Source organism: Nocardia speluncae NBRC 108251 (genome assembly GCF_001613245.1).
Taxonomy (GTDB): Bacteria; Actinomycetota; Actinomycetes; order Mycobacteriales; family Mycobacteriaceae; genus Nocardia; species Nocardia speluncae.
In genome coordinates this window covers 136,353-156,582 of the sequence record NZ_BDBZ01000009.1, presented here as the reverse complement: position 1 = coordinate 156,582, position 20,230 = coordinate 136,353, and the positions used below count along the sequence as shown (strand labels likewise).

Below are 20,230 nucleotides of genomic sequence, written 5' to 3'. Positions count from 1 at the left end.
CCCGCGGCGCCGCAAGAAACACAACACCTTCGCGAGCAGGGCCACTCATTACCTGCGCGATCCAGCTCACAACCATCGCACGCAGCCGCCTGTTGTCTTCCCCAGGTGAACCCCGTTGAATGCGTTGTATGTCAGCCAGTACCGACAAGTTCGATATCTGCGTCGTCGGGCTGGGCCCGGCCGGCCGGGCTCTCGCCCACCGCGCCACCGTGGCCGGGCTGCGGGTGGCGGCCGTGGATCCCCGGCCCGATCGTCTGTGGCCGCCGACGTTTTCGTGCTGGATCGATGAACTGCCGGAGTGGTTGCCGCACAACGTGATCGCAAGCCGGATCCCCGCACCGGTCGTCTGGTCCACTTCCGAGCTCCGGATCGAACGCCCCTACTGCGTACTGTCGAAACCGCTGCTGCGGGACGCGCTGGCGCTCGACGACGCCCGGGTGTTCGCACAGCGTGCGGCCCGGGTGGAAGCGCACGAGGTCGAACTCGCCGACGGCACGGTGATCGGCGCGACGGTGGTGGTCGACTCCCGCGGTATGCCCGGGCCGGGTGACCGCCGTACGGCCAGCGCGCACGGAATCTTCGTCGCCGCCGAAACCGCTGAGCCGATGGTTCGCGACGGCGAGGGGCTGCTGCTGGACTGGCGGCCGGAGAACGGCGCGGGACCGGACGAGCCGCCGTCGTTCCTGTACGCGGTGCCGCTCGGCGACGGCACGGTGATCTTCGAGGAAACCAGCCTCGGGTTGCGGGGCGGGATGCCACAGCACGAACTGCGTAAACGCGCCCTGAACCGGCTGGCCGCGCACGGTATCGAACTGACCGGGGAGGAACCCACCGAAGCCGCGCACTACCCGCTGGACACGGCGCCGCCGGCCAAAGGCGTCGGGCGGGTGGTGCCGTTCGGCTCGCGCGGCGGAATGATGCATCCGTGCACCGGCTACAGCGTGGCCGATTCATTCGCGCTGGCCGATACCGCGGTCGGCGCCATCCAGCGCGGCGAGGACGCGATCGCCGCCTTGTGGCCGTGGCAAGCACGTCTCACCTATTGGATGCGGATGCGCGGGCTGTGGGGGCTGGGCCGGTTGACCACCGAACAGTCCGTCGCCATGTTCGATTCCTTCTTCTCCGCTTCCCCGCGCGGGCAACGGGCACTCCTGTCGGCGCATGACGACTACACCGTCCTGGGGTCGGTGCTTTTCAACACCGTCGCCCACACCTGGCCGTTCCGCTGGCGCTACGACCTCGTCGGCTGGACCAACCGCAACCGGTGGGTCGATTACCCGTTCGCCCCGGCAGTGCCCGCCGACAGTAGGAAATAGCCCCGAGCAGCGCCGGGCCGGCGGCTGGAAGGTGAACCCGGGCGACCCCTGCACTACCGCGGCGATCTGCTGACCGGCCGCGGCGGCAGTTCGTCATCCGGTATCGCGGCCGGTCCTCAGCCGCTCGTCTCCGACGCCTTCCGGTAGCCGCGGACCGCTGGGTAACCGAATACCAGGATTACCCCGCCCACCCACAGCAGGGTGTCGATGAGTGGTTCGGCGACCGGGCCGCCGTAGGAGAGCCCCTTCATCGCCTCGATGGCGCAGCTCATCGGCTGGTTCGCCACGGTGGACTGCAGCCAGGTCGGGTAGGCCTCGATCAGCACGAATCCGGAGTTGAAGAACAGCAGCAGGTTGGTGAGCAGCCCGACCAGCTGCACCAGCAGCGGCCCTTCGGTGACGGTGGCGATCGCGGTGATGAACACTGCGAAGCCGATACCGAAAAGGATCGGGATCCCGATGAGCCCGAGCGCGGCCACCGGGCCCTGTTCGAATCGGAAACCGATACAGAAGCCCACCGCGATCACGATCAGCGTGGTGACCAGCACGCGGATCGCTTCGGCCAGCATCCGGCCGGTGAGACCGGCCGCACGATGGATCGGCATGGTCCAGAACCGGCCGAGTAGCCCGGTGGCCTTCTCGTTCTTGAAGCCGAGCGCGCTCACCACGGCCCCGATCATCGCCGCGATCAGCGTGATCATCGGGACGGTGCCGTAGACGGCCGGCTTCCCGGAGAAACTCGAAATGGACTCGTCGAGAACGATCCAGAACATCACCAGGGTCAGCGCCGGGTACACGATGGTCTGGATGGTGGTCGACGGATCGCGAAGCCAGGCGGTCAGCAGCCGTTTGCATTCGAGCCAGCTGTGTACCGCCCAGGCCACCGGCGAGGTCTCGGGGCGCGCAGCGACCTTCGGCAGATCGATCGCGGCGGCCGTCGGCGCGAAACGTTCGCGGCCCGCAGGGGTATCGACAATGCTCATGATCGCCTCACACTCGCCCAGACCGCGAACGGGACGAACAGCACCGCCCCGGCGACCAGCCAGATCACACCGACCCGCAGCACTTCCCAGCTCACACCGTCGCCCGCCATATCGCGCAGGGCGTAGGCGAACTGGGTGATGGGCTGGTTGCGGACGAACGGCTGGACCCATTCGGGAAACTGGGTTTCCGGTACGAAACCGCAGGACATCATGCCGAAGATCAAGGTCGGCAGGGTCAACGCCTGGCTCAGCGCCTGCGGGCTCTTCGTCAGGCTCCCCAGACCGTCCGCGCCGACGGCCAGCATGGTGCCGACAGCGAGCGCGAAGGCACAGAACCCGATGGTTTGGCCCCACCCGGCGGTGAATTCGAATCCGATGATGTGCCCGTAGATCAGCGCGGCGGTCAGCGAAACGACGGATCGGACGAGTCCGGCCGCGATCCGCGAGGTCAACGGCACCAGCAGTCCGATCGGCATGGTCTGCAACCGGGTGGTGAATCCGGTGCGCGCCTCGAAGGCCGCCAGTTGCGCGTTCGACATCATGGTGAACGCCATGGTCTGCAATACGACGATGGGCATCACGAACTGCGCGTAGTCGATGCCCTGGAACTGCATCACCATGCGCAGCGGCAGGTAGAAGCCGACGGTGAAGACGAGCGGCGTGAGGATCGCGCCGATCAGCTCACCCTTGCTGATCATGGTCCAGACGATCCGGCCGGTCAGTGCCCGCCACTGTGCGAAGTACGAGACGTGCGTGCGCGGCAGTTCGGCGGCGAAGAGCCCGGGGCGGTCGAGGGCGGGAGCGCTCATGTGGGCTCACCCGGCCGCTCGGTGCCGGTATGGCCGGTGATGGACAGGAAGACATCGTCCAGGGAGGGACGCCGCAGCCCGATATCGGCGAGCCTGATCTCGGCGGCATCCAGCCGGCGCAATGCCTCGGCAAGTGTCGCGGCGCCCTCCGGTGCGGGGATGGACAGCCGCTCGGAACCGTCGAGATCCGCTGCCACCACGGACGGGACGAGGTCTCCCAGGGCGGCGGCGGCACGACGTACCTCGGCGGGATCCAGCGGCACGATTTCGCAGTAGCTGCCGCCCGTCTTCTCCTTGAGTTCGTCGGCGGTGCCTTCGGCGATCACCGTGCCTTTGTCGATCACGATGATGTTGTCCGACAGCACATCGGCTTCTTCCAGGTACTGGGTGGTCAGCAGAACGGTGATGCCCTGTTCCTTCAGCGCGTTCACCAGCTCCCAGACGCCCTGCCGGCTCCGCGGGTCGAGGCCGGTGGTCGGTTCGTCGAGGAACACCACTTCCGGCCGGACCACCAGCCCGCAGGCGATATCCACCCGGCGCCGCATACCACCGGAATACTGGTGCACGGGGCGCCGGCCGGCGGCGACGAGATCGAATTCGGCCAGCAGTGTGTCCGCGCGTTTCCGCGCCGCCGATTTGCCCAAGCCCATCAACCGGCCGAACAGTTCGAGGTTCTCCCGACCCGACAGGTTCAGGTCCAGCGCCGCATACTGCCCGGTCATCATGATCGAACGGCGCACCGCCGCCGGATCCCGCCGGACATCGTGACCTGCCACGATCGCCTGCCCGGCGTCCGGCCGCAGTAGGGTCGAGAGGATTTTTACGGCGGTGGTCTTGCCGGCCCCGTTGGGTCCGAGGATGCCGAGTACGGTGCCGCGCTCGGCGGTGAAGCTCACCCCCCGCAGTGCGTGTACCTCGCCGAACGATTTGGTGATCCCGTCGACCTCGACCGTCGCCGTAACAGCGGTCGCGCCGGGGCCGGACTTCCGGGAACCCGCCCGATTCGTCTCCGGCGGGGGGGTGCCCGGCCGGGCCGCGGCGCTCTCGTCCGGCGAGGCGGGCACACCCTCCGGCTCGGCCGGAAGGACATTGCCCGGCTCAGCCGGAGAGACAACGTTCCGGGCGGCTGTCCCAGCATCATTCGAACTCGGCATCAACTCTCCACTATCGGCCGGATGGGGCGGTGGGGCGGACCGGCGCATCGGTATCCCGCTGGATGATCCCCGGCGCCGGTCGCGATGTTACCGATCGGCGTTTCGGCGGCCGGGGCGCCGCCGGTACCCCGAATGAAATCCGGGCCAACTGTGCGTTTGCTCACAGCAGCGTATAGGCGGACTATCACCCCTGGTCGGCGGTGCAATGACAGTGCACGGGCAGTGCGGGTGCCTTGTCGGCGTGGCGGCCGCCACCATAATCTGACTTGCATGGCCGATACCGCGCAGCCCGAGATGGCGGCGCGTTCGGGAGGATCCGGCCGACCGAGCGTGCTCACCTCTTACGATCCCCGCACCGGAGAGATCGTCGGCAACTACTCCATCGCCGGACCGGGCGAACTCGAACGCGCAGTGTCCGAAGCCCGATCCGCCGAGAGCTGGTGGTCGACAGCGGGTTTCGGCCCACGCAAACGACTGCTACTGGAGTGGAAACGCGTTATCGCCCGCCGCGCAGCACAGTTGGTGGAGATTCTGCGCGAGGAAACCGGTAAGCCCGAGGCCGATGCCGCGATCGAGGTGATGCTCGCGGTGGAGAACCTCGATTGGGCCGCGCGCAACGCGGGCCCGGTCCTGAGCCGGCGCACACTGGCACCGAACTGGCTCACCCGCAACCAGCACGCGTCGGTCGGCTATCTGCCGCTGGGCGTGGTGGGGGTGCTGGGGCCCTGGCAAAACCCGGTGTTCACCCCGATGGGGTCCATCGTGTACGCCATGGCCGCCGGTAACGCCGTGGTTTTCAAACCCCACGAGCTCACCAGCGGTACCGGATTGTGGCTGGCATCGACCTGGCGGGAGGTCGCGCCGGACAAACCGGTGCTGTCGGCGGTCACCGGTGACGATTCCACCGCCGCCGCACTGTGCCGCTCCGGTGTCGACAAGATCGCGTATGCAGGTCCGGAGGCGCAGGGCCGGGAGGTGATCTCGCTGTGCGCGCAGACCATGACGCCGGTCGTGGTGGAGAACTCCGGCAAGGGCGCCATGATCGTGCACGTCGACGCGAAAATCGACGATGCCGCCGAGGCGGCCGTATTCGGCGCCATGGCCAATGCGGGCCAGAACGCGACCGGTGTCCAGCGCGCCTACGTCGCGGCATCGATCTACGACCGGTTCCTCGACTTGGTCGCGGACCGGGCACGGGCACTACGTCCGGGCGCCGACCGCCGGTCGTCCTACGGCCCGATGATCCTGGAATCGCAGACCGAGGTGGTGCGCAGACAGGTCCGCGACGCGCTCGCCCGGGGCGGCCGAGCGGTCGTCGGCGGCCTGGACTCGATTCGCGAGCCCTACGTCGAACCCATCGTTCTGACCGACGTCCCGGAGGAGAGCATCGCCATCACCGAGGAGGGTATCGGCCCGGTTCTCATCGTGAACAAGGTGCGCGACCTCGACGATGCCGTAACCCGCATCAACGATGCCGGTCGCGGTATCGCGGTCTCGGTGTTCACCCGCGATATCGCCGAGGTCGAAATCTACGCCGAACGATTGCGGGCGGGAGTGGTCACGGTCAATACCGCCACTACCTACGCGAGCATCCCGGCGCTGCCGTTCGGCGGTGTGGGCGAGTACGGGCAGGGCCACAGCCACGGCGATCTGGGCTTGCGCGAATTCAGCCGGACCCTGTCCATCGCCCGGAACCGCTACGGCGAAGCATTGGGGCTGTCCAGCTTTTACCGGAACGCGCGGCGACTGCGATTCGCGCGCACCGTCTTCCGGTTCCGGCACGGGTAGCGCACTCCTGCGAGATCTCACCTTCGCCCGGCCGGGGCCGGATCCGTAGGGCAGTTCAGCGGAGTTCGGATCCCAGCAACGTGGCCATCATCAGCGCGTGCAGCCTGGCCATATGCTGCGGGCGGGAATCGAAGCGGATCAACCGGCCCACATCGATCACCTGACCGATCGCCGAATGCACCCGGAAACGCGCCTCGGTGGGGTCGTCGTCCAGCAGATTCGCCCATTCGTGCACGTTCTGCCGCTGAATCGCCCGTAGTTTGTGTTGTTCGGCCTGCGGCAGGTTCGGGAATTCCGCGTAGTACACCGGCATGATCTCCGGCATGGCGAAACTGAGCCGCACATACCGGTCGGCGATCTTGTTCACGGCATCCGCGCGGCCACTGGCCTCGGCCAGCGCCTCGGTGATCGCGAATGCCAGCCTGTCACCGGTGCGGTGGAACGCCGCGGCCAGCAGATCGGATTTACTGCTGAAGTACCGGTAGACGCTGGAGGCGTTGATACCGACGGCGGCACCGATCTCCTCGATACTGGCCTCGTGATAGCCGCGGCGGCCGAAGATGCGGATCGCCTCGGTGAGCAACTGCTCCCGTTTGGAGGTGACCGGCAGGCCCCGCGGCTGCGGATCCGGTTCACCGGGGCCGGGGGCGGGCGGGAGTTCGGTCCGCACGATCGCCCACGCCATATCGCACAGCAGCGGCAGCAGTTTGGCGCTCGACAAGGCGGTGCGATGTGCCGAAATACTGCCGATCACACTGAGCACCGCGGCCGCCAGCAGGGCAATGTCCTCCGGTGGCGCGTCCGGCCGCAACTTCTCGATCGGCCCGGCGAAGGTCCGGTTGATCTCGTTGTACAGGGTGCGGATCCGGGCGCGGTCGGGCTGCTCGAGGTAGCGGCCCTCCCAGCGGTACAGGCCGGCCTCACGGCGGATCTCGATCGTATGCTCGGCCACGGCGCGGATAAGGGCATCCAGGTGCTGTTCCGGGGTCGCACCGGGTTCGTCCGCGCCGCGCGCGGCATCGAGTAGTTGCCGGGCGCCTTCTTCGGCCGCGGCGACCAGCAGCGCATACTTGTTGGCGAAATGGCGGTACAGCGCCGGACCGGAGATCCCGACCTCGGCTGCTATCTCGTCCACGCCGACCGGGTAGTAGCCGCGCTCGCTGAACGCGCGGGCCGCCGCGCGCATGATCTGCACCTTGCGATCCTTGGGACGCCGGCGTCCGCCCTGGCCGTTGCCACGGTCGGCCGGACGAATGCGCACCGGGTTCACCCGGCTGCTCTCCGCGACCATGCATTCTCCGTTCCGTGGCGACGCCGCCGGTGTTGACAGCGCCCGACAAGTCAACCTAAGTTAACCACAATTCGCAATGTTAACCGGTATTCGCACGCCGACCGGCACCGGACAGCACCCGATGGAGCGCACATGGTCAACACAGATTCCCCCACAACACAGCCGGCGGGTTTCTCCGCGGTGCACGACGGCCGGGTGCTGCGGGTGACGCTCACCAAACCCAAGCGCAAGAACGCCCTCGACTACGACAGCCTGGTCGCGCTCGGCGACACCTTCCTAGCCGCCGCCGAAGACACATCGGTCCGCGTCGTCGTACTCACCGGTGCGGGCGGCGATTTCTGCACCGGCGCCGATCTGGCCGCCGGCGCCGGAGAAGGCGCCCGCGGAATCACCCCGGAAATGGTGATGGATGCGGCGAACCGTCTGGTCCGCGCCATTGTGGATATGCCGGTCCCCGTGATCTCCCGGATCCGGGGTGCGGCCGCCGGGGTCGGTGTCGGTATCGCGCTGGCCGCCGACCTGGTCTACGCCGAAACCGACTCCTACCTACTACTGGCCTTCGTCAATATCGGCCTGATGCCCGACGGCGGCGCCGCGGCCCTGGTCGCTGCGGCGGCAGGTCGCCCCCTGGCCGCCCGCCTGGCATTGCTGGGCGAGCGCCTGCCCGCCCCGGCCGCCCGCGCCGAGGGCCTGTTCACCGATGTCCTGGCGACCACCGACGAACTGGATGCCGCCGTCGAGGCCGCCGCCGAAAAGATCGGCCACGGCCCCCGCCGGGCACTGGAGCTCACCAAGAAGGCCCTCAACCGCGCTACCTTGGCCGCGCTGGACACCGCCCTCGCCGACGAGAAAGCCGGGCAGGTCGAACTGCTGCAGTCGCCCGACTTCTTCGAGGGCGCCGCCGCCATGCTGGGCAAGCGCAAAGCGGTCTTCGCGGAGTAGGTGCCGCCCCGGACTACCAGGACGGCCCGGTCGATTCGGCCGGGCCGTTGTTCTGTTCCGGGGTGAAACACCACCGGCCGGCCCGCACCGACAAGCTCCGGCCCGATCTTCGGGTGATCGCCCGCCTGTACGGAAACCATTGGCGGCCCGGTCGATTCGACCGGGCCGCCAATATTCGACTTATCTCACGCCTTCCTCAGCGGCGCGGAGCCGGGATCAGACCCCCAGGCCACGGGCGAGCACCGGCCAGGAAGCCCGGAACTCGTCTTCCCAGTAGCCCCACGAGTGGGTGCCCGAATCACGGAAGTTGAAGGTCGCCGGGATACCCATCGAATCCAGCCGGCCCTTCAGGTTGTGGGTGCAGAAATTCGTACCCGCTTCGATGACACCACCGACCAGGATCTGGTTGGCCAGGCCGTAGGACCCCGGCAGCGTGTGCGGGCCGTCCAGCGTGTCCCAGCGGCCGGGCAGGCCGTTACCGGTGGACACGTAGAGTTCCATACCGCGCAGCGCCTCGGCGTGGACGAACGGATCGTTCGCGACCCACGCCTCCGAGCCCTGCGGACCCCACATGTTCATGGTGTCGCCACCGCCCCACGTCTCGACGGTGAGCTTCACGAATTCCGACCCCACCGGATCGCTGGTCTGCGCGCAACCGCTGTAGGAGGCGGCCGCCTTGTACAGGCCCGGATTCCCGATCGGGAGGGCCAGCACGGTGGTGGCGGAGGTCGACAGGCCGGCGAGGGCGTTCACACCGTTGGTGCCGAGCGCGCCGTCGACCAGCGGCGGAAGTTCCTCGGTGAAGAAGGTCTTCCACTTGTTGCGGCCGAGCGCCGGATCATCGGCGATCCAGTCGGTGTAGTAGGTCCAGCTACCACCGATCGGCTGGACCACGTTCACATTCTTGTCGGACAAGAATTCGAGCGTATTGGTCTGTGCCTGCCACGATGCGGAATCCTCGCCGCCGCCCGCACCGTTCAGCAGATACAGCGTGGGCCGGGGCTCCGAGGCGTCGGCCGGACGCTGGACATCGACGACGATCTCCTTGTCCATGGCCGTCGAGTGCACATACAGGCGCAGGTTGCGATCGTCCTTGTACTCGGCCTTGACAATCCGCGACCCGTTGGGCGAGGTGGGGTCGGCGAGCAGAGTCTTGGACTCGATGATCGGGTCGGCCGCCGCTGCGGTACCACCACCGAGCCCCGTCATCATTCCCGCGAACACCGCTGTGGCCGCGACCATCGCCGCGGCGCGTCTTCCGCCACGCCGGCTGAGTCGACGTATCAATTTCGCACCTTCGCTTCGTATCGAATGTTCATTCGGCTCTTTCCACACACCGGCACAGGCCGGGTCCCGGACCGAACGCTCACAGTATCCGGGCACGAATCGACCGCCCCGGAGTTTCCGCCTGTGTAGTCGTACGGCGTGGGCATATCGTTACCGTAGCGTTGTCCGAATATCTCGGTTCGGTCGCGCTGATGGCGCTAATCATGCCCGCCACGCCGCGAACCGACCGGCAACGACCCGCCGTACCGTTCCACCCGCCCCAGGTATTCCAGCACACCGGCGCGACGCCGCACGATATCGCCGGTGCGATACAACCGGCCGCCGCCGGCGGCGGCGACGAACCGGGCGGCAGTTTCGCTCGCGGCCTCGTAGAAACCGCGTGCCAGCTGCGGCCCGCCGATGTACATCTCCCCCGCGGTGCCCGGCGGCACCGGACGCAGTTGTTCGTCCAGCAGATACACCCGATCGTTGGTGACCGGCCGCCCACCGACCGACCCGACGGTGATCACACCCGTCTCGCTGTGCCCGTACCAGATGACCAATTCCGCGCCGGGCAGCAGATTCATGAACCGTTCCACCCCACCCGACGGCAGAGCGGCACCGTCCACGACGAGCCGCCGCAGACTCGGATGCGCGGCCCGGCCACCCCCGTCGGTCACCGAATCGAGGAACCGGTCCAGCAGCGCCGGGACGACATGCACGACTGTCACCCGGTTGGCGGCTATCGACCGCGACAGATCCGCGGCCCGGCCGGGATGGTCGGGCATCAAGATCTGCGCGCCGCTGTGCAGCGGCCGGAACAGCTCCCAGAGGGTGATATCGCCGACCGTGGGCGCCGCGTGCAGCACCAGATCCGCCGAATCGTACGGATGGCTGCGCTGCGCCCGGCGCAACCGTTCGACCATCTGCCGGTGCGTCCCCGTGACCCCTGTCGCCATATCAGGCCGGTAGCGGATATCGGCGAGATCGTCGGCGTCCACCACGGGGTCCGCGGCCGGATCGGTCGGCAGGTCCAGATAGAGCAGGTCGATCGCGACGACCGGGATACCGGTACCCGTGGTCACGCCGTCGTCGGAAATGCTCAGCACGCAGATCGGCTCCGCCGACGCCAGCACCCGGTCGAGGTCCTCGGCGGAACCACCCGGATCCACCGGTACATAGGCACCGCCCGCACGCAATACCGCGCAGACCGCGACCACCAGGTCGATTCCTGGTCGCATGGCCACCGCAACCGGGGTCTGCGCTCCGACACCGAACCGGATCAGCTCCACCGACAGCGCCCGCGATTTGCGGTCGAGTTCGACATAGCTGAGCAACCGAGCACCCTGCCGGACAGCCGGGTCGGCAGGTGTGCGCGCCACCTGGGCGTCCAACAGCGACAGCAGAGTGTTCTCGTCGTCGCGGGGGCCGAGATCGCGAATCGGCGACAGGTACGCAGTGGTCTCCACATCGGTGACCGGCCGCAGGAAGGTCGTCGGTTCCGGGTCGGCCGTGGATTCCGGCTCGGCACCCACGGCCGGCAGTTCCAGGCTCTCCGCTGCGGGGTCGTCCGCTACCGCGGCGGGTTGACGGCGCCGCGGCAGTGGCGCCGGGGTCTCTGGTACGGACCGTCCGCCGGATGTGGGCCGCCGCTGTGGGAGCAGCGGCGGCTCGGCGGTCTGTGCGGAATCTGTGGACTCTTCGACCTGAACCGGGCGTCGCTGCGGCAGCGATACCGGCCCGGCGCCCGTACCCTCTTGCGGATCCGCGCCGGTAGCCGGCCGGTCCTGGGCAGAGGTGCCGGGATAAGCCTCATCGATGCTTTGATCGGCCGGTTGCGGCCGACGCTGCGGCAGGCCCGCGGGACGGGCCGAAACCGGCAGCTCCGAAGAATCCGGGCCACCCGGCAGCCCCGGCCGGCGCCGCGGCAAATCGGTACGCAGCGACGAAACCGTCGCCTCCCCGGGCCCCGGACTGTCCTGCCACCCCGGCCGGCGTTGCGGTAGGCCGTTCGAGCCGGGACGAGCAGCCTCTTCACCCGTCCCCCCGGGGTCGTCACTCACCTGCGGCACGTCGACAAGACCGGCCAGCGGTGATTCCGGACGCTCGTCCCCGGTTTCCGTGAGCTGCTCACCGGCCGGGTGACGCCGCTGCGGCAGGTCCGGACCGGGTTCGGGCTCCGTTGGAAGCGAGCGATCCGCCACGCCGGGCTGCCGTTGTGGCAAGCCCGAATCCACCGGCGGCTCAGACGAAGGCGAGCCATCCTGCCGCCGCGACCGCTGCGGCAGGCCGGAACCGGTCGGTGGCTCGGACTGAAGCACACCGTCTTCCGGCCGTGACCGTCGCTGCGGCAAACCACCGGTACCGGGTGTGTGCTCGCCCCCTTCCGGCAGCAGCGGGCCATCGTGCAACCGCGGTTGGCGCTGCGGCAGACCCGAGATCGGCGACAGGGCCGACGGGTCCTCGCCGGCCCGGGACGGACCGGACATCAATACTTCCGGCCGCCGGTCCGCTGTTCCTGCGTCCTGCGGAAGGCCGCCCGAGCGCGACCGGGAAACCTCCCCGGTCCGGTCGGCGAAATCTCCGGGCGCCTCGCCGGCCGGCCGCTCGACCGCACCGGACGTGGATGCTTCCGGACGCTGATCTTCAGCACCCGCGACCTGGTCCTCCGCCTGACGGCGGCGCTGCGGAACGCCCGGACCACCGGGCGAATCCAGGGGAATCGGATGATCCTGCGAGCGCGGACGGCGCTGCGGCAGACCGTTCAAGCCCAGATCGGCGCGGTCGTCGAGGTTCGCGGACTGTCGCTGTGGAAGCGCCTCGGCGGCGGGTTCGGGTACGGCGGGAGCCGGGTCACCACCGGTCCGGCGCCGGCGCTGCGGCAGACCGGAGCCGACAGGGGGATGCGGGGGGTCGGTGATCGGGCGCAGCAGAGAGGTGACCTCCGCGTCCGGCAGGGGTTCCGGGGTGTTCGGATCGTGGCCCGGGCGAGGTTCCGGGTCCACCGGCGCGGGCCCGCCGTCCTGCCACACTCGGCCGCCGGAGTGGCCCGCGGCGGGCGAATCGAGGACGGCCGGCCGATGGGGATCCGGTGATGTACGCGCGCCGGCCGCGGAATCGGCGGTCTCGTACCCGGCGGGCGGGTAGGGATCGGTGGTGCGCGGCGTATACGGGTCGCGGCCGGTCGTTGCGTACGGATCCCCGACGTTGGATACCGGTGAAGCCGGGACAGGCGGCGTGGGGCGAAGGCCGTGTTCGGCCAGTCCTCCCAGGGCGCGAACCCAGTGCTCGGCAAAGGTTTTCACATCTTCGCCGACGAAGACCGCGGTGGCGTAGTCGAAACGGCACAGCAGGCCGTCGTCGGTGACGTCGACAGTCAAAACCAGGGGAACCCCGTCGGCCGGTCCGTCGGTGTGCACGCGGGCGGGCCGCAGGTCGCGGTAGCGCAGCGTGAACCGCCCCGAATCGGCGGCAGCGAATTCGGCGGAGGTCTCGGCGCTCAGGTAGCGCAGCAGCGCATACCCGGCGCCACCGCCGGGGACCGAGCGGACGAGATCGCGGATCTGGGTGAGCGCGGCTCCCGCAGCGGGACCACCGACCAGCGCATCGGCGGTATCGATATCGGTCAGCTGCACCGACAGCGGGAACTCGGTGGCGAATCCGCCGACCAGATCATCGCTGCGACTCACCAGCGAGCGGGCATCGGCGTCGTAGCGCACCAGTGAGCCGAGAGCCCCGGCCACTGCGCCCTGCTCGCCGGTGCGTAACGCGATCGCGACCGCAGTCAGCAGCACCTCGGGCACCGTGGCCTGGTACGCGTCGGCGGCGGCGGTCACCGCGGCGGTGCCTTCGGCGGTGATGGCCAGCGATACCCGGCGCCGAGGCCGCAGATCGACGGTCCCCAGCGGGGCCGCGGTCCGGGCACCCGCCAGATTCCGGCGCCACCAGCCGGCCTCGTCGAGGAGATCGATCGACCTGGCGCGCTGATCGAGAGCCGTCACGAGCTGCGGCAGCCGCGATTCCGAGGCCGCGGGCGCGGTATCGCCGGTAATCAGTTCATCGACAATCACGCGCCAGGACCGGTCGTCGACCACGAGACCGTTCGCTACGACCACCAGCCGCCGCGCCGATTCGGCGCCGGTAACCACGAAATGGATATTGCGGCCGGTCGCCGGATCGAGAGCATCCGCGGCTGCCTGCACCACATCGTCGGTGGCGACCGTGTTCTCGCCGGATTCGCGATCGAGCCACCAGTACTGCCGGTCACCGCGCTGGTCACGCGGCGGAATCCACAGCGTGGGTGACCGATCGCTGCTGTCGAGCCGGGCCGACAGCAGCGGATGCCGGGTGACCAGCGCACGAACCACTGCCTCGGTGTGATCGAGCGGCCGGCCCGCGGGCAGGTCCAGCACGATCGACCGGACTTCGACCCCCGGCAGTGGATTGTCGAGGAGACGGATCGCCGTGGGGGTGGCGGGGAGTTCACCGGAAACCTGGGAGCCGCCGGAACTCTCGTCTTCGGCAGCCGGTCCGTGCTGCGATTCGGAAACCGACGCGACCGCAGCGGCGCCCGCCGCCGGGGAGGTCCCCGCATCGAATGCGGAGGCATCGCCCTCGCCGGGCCGTGTACCGTCGGCGGCGCCGAACCCGGAACGCACACCCACGAGGTCCGCAGCGCCGGCATCGACCGCAGCACTGTCTCCGGATCGAGGACCTGCACCGGTGACCGTCGCAGTATCAGCGCCGCTGTTCGTCCTGGTATCCGGCCGACCGGCCACCCCGGTCTCCGCCGCCCGACCACCGGCCGCGTCCACAGCCGCAGACCCACGACCGGCCTCGCCGACCACGTCGACGTCCGCAGGGCCACCGCCGGCACTCCCGGCCGTGGCCCGAAAACCGACAGCTTCGGCCACATCGGTATCCGCTGGGCCCCCGGCACCACCTCCGCGGCCGGCGTCGCCCACTACGCCGGTGTTCGCAGGCCCGCCACCAGCGAGATCCGCCGGGCCGACGGCTCGGGCACCGGCACGACCTGCCGGGTCTGTGTTCGCAGTTCCCGCCTCGGCATCGTCGGCCATATCCGCGGCACGGGTGTCATCCAGGACATCCGTGGCCGTGGTCCGGACATCTGCGCGACCGGCCGGGTCCGGGTTCGCAGGATGCGCATCGCCGAACCCGTAAGCATCCGATGTCGAGGTCTCCACGGCGCCCGCAGCGGGTTCTCCACCACGATTGGCCGGTAGGGCGACGGATTCCGTCGGCCGCGGCTCGAGCACGGTGCTGAGCACCGGGACATCGTCGGGGTCCGGCAGCCGGTCGCTGTCGGGTTCGCCCGCGGAGTTCGACGGAATCTGTTCGACCACCTGGTACGCCACCGGCAGGAGCGAGGCCGGCAGCAGCCCGCCGAGCCCGGCCCGGACTCGGTCGAGGTCCGGGTCGACGCCGTGTTCGGGCACCACGTAGGCGGCCAACCGGCTGCCCGGGGCGGTCGGGTCGCTACCCGCGGCGACGGTGCGCGCCAGGACCGCGGCATCGGTGATCCCGGGCAGCGTGCGCAGGGCTGCCGCGATCACGTGCAGCCGGAGGCGGTGGCCGCGGAACCGGACCTGGTGGTCGGTGCGGCCGAGCAGGTCCAGACGGTGCGGTGTGGCGTGGGTGGCATCGCGCCACAGCACCAGATCACCGGTGCGGTACATGCGCTGGCCGTACCCGAAGGGGTTGGCCACGAAGCGGTCCGCGGTGAGCCCCGGCCGATCGGCGTATCCGCGGGCCAGCTGGTCACCGGCGAGATACAGTTCGCCGGGCACTCCCGGCGGAACCGGGCGGAGGCGGGCGTCCAGGACATACACCCGGGTGTTCCACTGCGGCAGGCCGATCGGGACCGACCGTTCGGCCGATCCGGCGGCCGGCCAGGACGTGGCCGATACCGCGGTTTCGCAGGTCCCGTACAGGTTGTGCACCTGGGCGCTACAGCGGGTACGCAGCGCGGAGACGATCTCCGGCGACAGCAGTTCACCGGTCACGAAGATCTCGCGCAGGGTGCCCACGCGATCGGGGTCGATGAGTTCGGCGAATTCGGCGAGTTCGGCCGGCCCGAAATCGGTGACCGTCACCCCGTGCGCGGTGACGGCCTCGGCGATCTGCCGGGCATTCGCGGGTCCGGCCAGTACCAGTTCGGCGCCGGCGCGCAGCGGCAGGAAGAACCCCCAGAGGGAGGTTGCGGCAGTGGCCGCGTTGCGCTGCAGGTAGACATCGGTGAACCCCAGCGGGGTCTGGGCGAGCATCAGGGTGATCTGGTTGTTGAGGGCGGTATGCGAGAGAACCGCCAGTTCGGGTCCGTCCGCGGCGGCAGATACGCACATGACGCAGGCCGGGTTACCGGGCCGCGCAGGGCGGATCAGTTCCGCGGAGCGCACCGGTTCGGTGGAGTACTGCCCGAGTTCATCCGAATCGACAAGGAGAACCGGTGCGGACCATCGGCTCGCGCGCACAGCTTCCGCGGCCGGGGATTCGCTCGTACGGTCGGCCAGGACCAGGGCCGGCGTGGCGGTATCGATGACCTGCGCGGTCCAGTGCGCCGGATCGCGCGGGTCCAGCGGCAGGTAAGCGCCGCCCGCGGTGAGCACGGCGTAGATCGCGACCACGAGATCGGGGGTGCACCGGGTGGCGATACCCACCACTGTTTCCGCGCCGACCCCGGCTTCGATCAATCGGCGTGCCAGGCGGTTGACCCGGCCGTCGAATTCCTTGTAGCTCAGCTCGGTTTCCGAATCGGCCACGGCCATCGTGTCGGGCCGGATGGCGACGGTTCGGCGATAGCCGTCGAGCAAGAGTTCGGGCGCCACCGGATAGCGGGTGTCGTTCCACACCACCAGCAACCGGTCCAGGTCGGCCCGCGAGAGCAGATCGATATCGCCGACCGGGCCGTCCGGGTCGCCGCCGGCGACGGTGAGGACCCGCTGGAACCGCCGCGCGACCTCGGCGACGGCGGTGCGCCCGATCCGGTCCGCCGCGAAGCGGAATGCGGCGGCGATTCCGTCCGGGGAACCGTCGGGCGCCCGGTGCGGATCGATGATCAGTCCTAATGCCGCGCCGTCCGGGGTCGCGGGAACCTCGACGGGTTCGGTGGCCAGACTCGGCATTTCGAGCCGGGGAATATCGTTGTGCCGCAGTGCAATCGCCACATCGAACAGAGAGTCGTCGATACCGAGTGCCTCGGTGAGCAGTTCGAACGGCAGATCCGCGTTGGCGAAGGCCCGGCGATCCGATTCCGCGACGCGTTGCACCAGGTCGAGAAAGGATTCGGCCGGATCGATGCGGGTGCGCAGCACGACGGTGTTGGCGTAGGGACCGATCGCGTCGTCGAGTTCGCGTTCGTCACCTCCGCGCACGGAACTGCTCAGCACGATATCTGCGACCGTCCCCGACCGGGCCAGCAGCACCGCGAACGCCGCCCGCAGCACGATGAATTCGGAGGTACCGGCCCGCTGGGCGATCTCGGCGATCCGGCGGTGGGTGCGGGTACCGATATCGAAAGCATGAATTCCGTGGCCGGTGGCGGCGGCTGCGGTATCGGCCGGGAACTCGAGCCGCGCAGGCAGCTCGGCCAGGTACTCGCGCCAGAACGCGAGCCGCCGGGCAGCGACGGAATCCGGGTCGGCGATATCGCCGAGCTCGGCCCGGCGGCCGAGGAAATAGTCGAGGTATTGGATCGACAGCGGCTGCCAGAGCGGCCGCGACCGGTTGCGGCGGCCGAGGAACGCCCGCAGCAAGTCTCGTAGCAGCAGGCCGGCCGAGGCGTCGTCGGCGAGGATCCGGTGCACCACCACCGCGACCACATGTTCCCGCGGCCCCAGCTCGGCCAGCGCGAACCGTACCGGAACCTGCTCGGCGTCGGCGGCGTCGAAATCGGTCTGCGATAACGCGTGCAGCCATTCGCCGAGGTCCGCGGCGGGCACCGTTTCGGCGACCACTTCGGGCACGGCCTGCTCGCGGGGCAGCACCACCTGCTGTGGTACCGCGCCATTCGCCGGGTAGACCGTGCGCAGGGTTTCGTGCCGGTCGACCACGTCGGCGACCGCGGCCTGCATGGCCGTCGCGTCCAGGGGTCCGGTCAGATGCATTGCCGCGGTGATCGTTTCGACGGCGGTACCCGGCGCGCTCTGGTTGCGTTCCCACAACCGCAGCTGCCCGGGGGAAAGCGCAATGGTCGCGGGACGTTCTACTACGGCCGGCGGGCCGGGCGGGCGGGTAGCATCCGCAGCACCCGGATCGGGCGGAGCCCCCGGTCCGACACCGGGGCGGCTCGGTAGCTCCGGCTCCGCGGACCAGGCGGGAGGTACCGCCCAGTCCGGCCGGCTGGACAGTGGCTGTGCAGGGCCGGATACCGCGGTACCGCGTTCGGCCCGGCGATCCGACTCCCGTCCGGCGGACAACGGGTTCTCGTAGAAGGCGGTGGCGTCGCTGGGGATCGGTGCGGAGCTGCCCCGCACGGGTAGCGCGTCGGCGGTACCCGGCGATCGGTCCGCGGCGGCCGGGAGCTGGTTCGCGGGATCCTCGGGACCACCCGAAGGCCCGGGAAGTTGTTGACCGCTACGCAGCCAGTCGTCGGCCGAATCCTCGAACCGGCGCCGTTCGGGGGCCGCGGCGAACCCAGGCTGGGACAACCCCGAATCCACGGGTTCCCCGCGATCTGCCCGCTCGCCCGCACCGGGTCCTGCTGTTTCCGGTGCACCGTATGTTTCCGGCTCGCCGTGTAGCCCGGGTCCGGGCGAATCGGCAACCGCCGGTTCGAACGGTTCCGCCGCGCCATGAGGACTCCGGCTCGGAAGCGGTTGCCGACGGTCGGGCATCTCCAGGTAGCCGCGACCCGGTAATTCCATATCCCGCTGTTCGGATGCCGGCCGGCTGCCGTTCTCCGGTAACGAGTCCGGGGAAAGCCCGTTGGAATGGGCGGCGAAACCATGATCCTGGGATACCGGCTCCGGCACGGCACTTGCCGCAGGGTCGGCGTCCTGTGGCGCGGAGGTTCCGGGACCGAAATCCGGTCCGGACGCCCCGAATCCGCCGTCCGTCCGATCGAGGTCGTGAACCGGACGAGCTGTGGGCGCCGGATCCCGGATCGGCAGGCTCTGCTCGTAGTCGGGTAGTTCACCGGCCGGGCTTTCCGGCGGCGGCGCCGGCTCGTCGCGACTCGGCGGCGATATCACGGCGGGCCCCTCGAGAGCCGGTAACTCCACCCGTCCCACATACTCCATGGCGCCGCCGGAACCGCGCCGCACCAGGTCACCGGTGCGGTAGAGACGGGCGCCGTCCGCGGCGAACGGGTCCGCGACCAGCAGTTGCGCGGTCCGGCCCGGCCGGCGGTGGTAGCCACGCGCCAATTGCGTACCACCCAGGTACAACTCACCCACCGCACCATCGGTGACCGCGTCGAGTTGTTCGTCCAGAATATGCGCCGTGACTCCGCGGATCGGTGCGCCGAGAGAAAGCGGGCCGCCCGGAACCAGAGGTGAGCTGATGCTGGTCATCACGGTGGCCTCGGCCGGGCCGTACCCCTGGTAGAGGGCCCTGGACGAACCGCCGGTCACCGGAATCGCCCAGCGCTGCACCGTCTCGGGCGTGCACGGCCGCCGTCCGGCGATCACCACACCCAGTTCGTCCAGTCCGGCGGGGTCGATCAGGTCGAGCGCGTCCGCGGGCAGGTAGGCGTGGGTCACCCCGGTGCGCCGCAACAATGCCGCCAATTCGTCGGCCCGCGAGACCAGCGGGGACACCACGACCATGGTCGCCGCGCCGCCCAGCGCCAGCAGCAGCTCCAGTACCGACGAATCCGAGGGCAGCGGCGCGAAGTTCAGGGTCCGGTCATCGGGTTCCACCCGGTAGCGGCCCTGCTGTTCGCTGCAGAGACCGGATAATCCGGCCTGGGTCACCACGACCCCGTCCGGCAACGTCTCGCCGTCAGCGACATAGGTGACGTAGGCCGGATGTTCGGCGCGCAGCGGGCGGACCCGGTCGGCATAGGTGACGGCGTCCGCGGAGAACTGCTCCAGTGAACGGGCCGTATCGACGGTGTCGACCTGCAACCAGTCGATTTCTTCCGGCAGTTCGGTGCGCACCCAGGACACCGACAGGCCGTAGACGGCGCCGGCGTCGACGAGTAGATGCGCGACCCAACCCGGTGGATAGGCCGGGTCGATCGGAACGAATCCGGCCCCGGTCTTGGCCACGGCCCACACTGCGAGGACCGCATCCAGCGAACGCGGAACGGCCACGGCGACCAGGTCCTCCGGACCGATGCCGCGGGCTATCAGCGCGCGGGCCAACCGGCTGGACCAGGCGTCCAGTTCGGCGTAACCGACCTGCTCCAAGGGCCCGGTACCGTCGGCGAGGACGAGTGCTACGCCATCGGGATTGGTTTCGACGGCATTGGCGATCAGTTGCGGCAGAGTGGTGACGCGGGGCCGCCGGGTTCGCTGCGGCCTGCTCCGGACCGGCCGCGTCACGCTGCGCTCCCGAGGAGGTCATACCGCTGACCGACTACCGCATCCATCTATCCGCCTCGCCTGCCTATCGCACTTCACCGCCGCGCCGACCGTGGCCGCGGCATGATGGCAGCCTGCCACAACCCGCCGGTCCCCGGTATGGCACCCGGCAGGTTACCGCCCCGGTCACTGTTCGA

Annotated in this window: 9 protein-coding genes; 3 read left to right on the top strand and 6 right to left on the bottom strand. The window is 69.3% G+C overall.

What is annotated here, in order from left to right; translation table 11 throughout:
* Positions 1-128 precede the first annotated feature (128 nt).
* A complete protein-coding gene (locus NS6_RS12835) occupies positions 129-1,316 on the top strand; it encodes a lycopene cyclase family protein (protein WP_068040967.1) in 1,188 nt (395 codons plus the stop codon).
* A gap of 116 nt (positions 1,317-1,432) precedes the next feature.
* On the opposite strand, the gene NS6_RS12830 is transcribed toward NS6_RS12835, so the two are convergent.
* The 3 genes from NS6_RS12830 to NS6_RS12820 are packed head-to-tail and all read right to left on the bottom strand — an operon-like array spanning position 1,433 to position 4,262.
* Complete coding sequence (locus NS6_RS12830; RefSeq protein ID WP_068040965.1) at positions 1,433-2,299, bottom strand: ABC transporter permease; 867 nt, start codon at positions 2,297-2,299, stop codon at positions 1,433-1,435.
* Entirely contained in the window at positions 2,296-3,108 is an 813-nt protein-coding gene (locus tag NS6_RS12825) for an ABC transporter permease (protein ID WP_068040963.1), read from the bottom strand. Before NS6_RS12825 ends, NS6_RS12830 begins: the two co-directional genes overlap by 4 nt.
* Entirely contained in the window at positions 3,105-4,262 is a 1,158-nt protein-coding gene (locus NS6_RS12820; protein WP_245669300.1) for an ATP-binding cassette domain-containing protein, read from the bottom strand. The genes NS6_RS12825 and NS6_RS12820 overlap by 4 nt, the downstream gene beginning before the upstream one ends.
* A gap of 270 nt (positions 4,263-4,532) precedes the next feature.
* On the opposite strand from NS6_RS12820, the gene NS6_RS12815 reads away from it, so the two are divergent.
* Positions 4,533-6,050, top strand: coding sequence for an aldehyde dehydrogenase family protein (locus NS6_RS12815; RefSeq protein WP_084471008.1), 1,518 nt, complete (start codon positions 4,533-4,535; stop codon positions 6,048-6,050).
* A gap of 55 nt (positions 6,051-6,105) precedes the next feature.
* Here the strand turns inward: NS6_RS12815 and NS6_RS12810 are convergent, their stop codons facing one another.
* Entirely contained in the window at positions 6,106-7,341 is a 1,236-nt protein-coding gene (locus tag NS6_RS12810; protein ID WP_084471007.1) for a TetR/AcrR family transcriptional regulator, read from the bottom strand.
* A 132-nt stretch (positions 7,342-7,473) separates the two neighbouring features.
* On the opposite strand from NS6_RS12810, the gene NS6_RS12805 reads away from it, so the two are divergent.
* Entirely contained in the window at positions 7,474-8,283 is an 810-nt protein-coding gene (locus NS6_RS12805; protein WP_068040961.1) for an enoyl-CoA hydratase-related protein, read from the top strand.
* Between the two features lie 216 nt (positions 8,284-8,499).
* Here NS6_RS12805 and NS6_RS12800 read toward each other — a convergent pair whose 3' ends face one another.
* Positions 8,500-9,525, bottom strand: a complete 1,026-nt coding sequence (locus NS6_RS12800) for an alpha/beta hydrolase (RefSeq protein WP_068040959.1) — start codon at positions 9,523-9,525, stop codon at positions 8,500-8,502.
* A gap of 242 nt (positions 9,526-9,767) precedes the next feature.
* Positions 9,768-20,054, bottom strand: a complete 10,287-nt coding sequence (locus tag NS6_RS12795) for an AMP-binding protein (protein ID WP_068040957.1) — start codon at positions 20,052-20,054, stop codon at positions 9,768-9,770.
* Between the last annotated feature and the right edge of the window lie 176 nt (positions 20,055-20,230).

What these genes read in the sequence shown, in the direction of transcription:
- NS6_RS12810 (WP_084471007.1), bottom strand. Translation starts at nt 7,341, where the DNA reads ATGGTCGCGGAGAGCAGCCGGGTGAACCCGGTGCGCATTCGTCCGGCC.
- NS6_RS12835 (WP_068040967.1), top strand. Translation starts at nt 129, where the DNA reads ATGTCAGCCAGTACCGACAAGTTCGATATCTGCGTCGTCGGGCTGGGC.
- NS6_RS12805 (WP_068040961.1), top strand. Translation starts at nt 7,474, where the DNA reads ATGGTCAACACAGATTCCCCCACAACACAGCCGGCGGGTTTCTCCGCG.
- NS6_RS12830 (WP_068040965.1), bottom strand. Translation starts at nt 2,299, where the DNA reads ATGAGCATTGTCGATACCCCTGCGGGCCGCGAACGTTTCGCGCCGACG.
- NS6_RS12800 (WP_068040959.1), bottom strand. Translation starts at nt 9,525, where the DNA reads ATGGTCGCGGCCACAGCGGTGTTCGCGGGAATGATGACGGGGCTCGGT.
- NS6_RS12820 (WP_245669300.1), bottom strand. Translation starts at nt 4,262, where the DNA reads ATGCCGAGTTCGAATGATGCTGGGACAGCCGCCCGGAACGTTGTCTCT.
- NS6_RS12815 (WP_084471008.1), top strand. Translation starts at nt 4,533, where the DNA reads ATGGCCGATACCGCGCAGCCCGAGATGGCGGCGCGTTCGGGAGGATCC.
- NS6_RS12825 (WP_068040963.1), bottom strand. Translation starts at nt 3,108, where the DNA reads ATGAGCGCTCCCGCCCTCGACCGCCCCGGGCTCTTCGCCGCCGAACTG.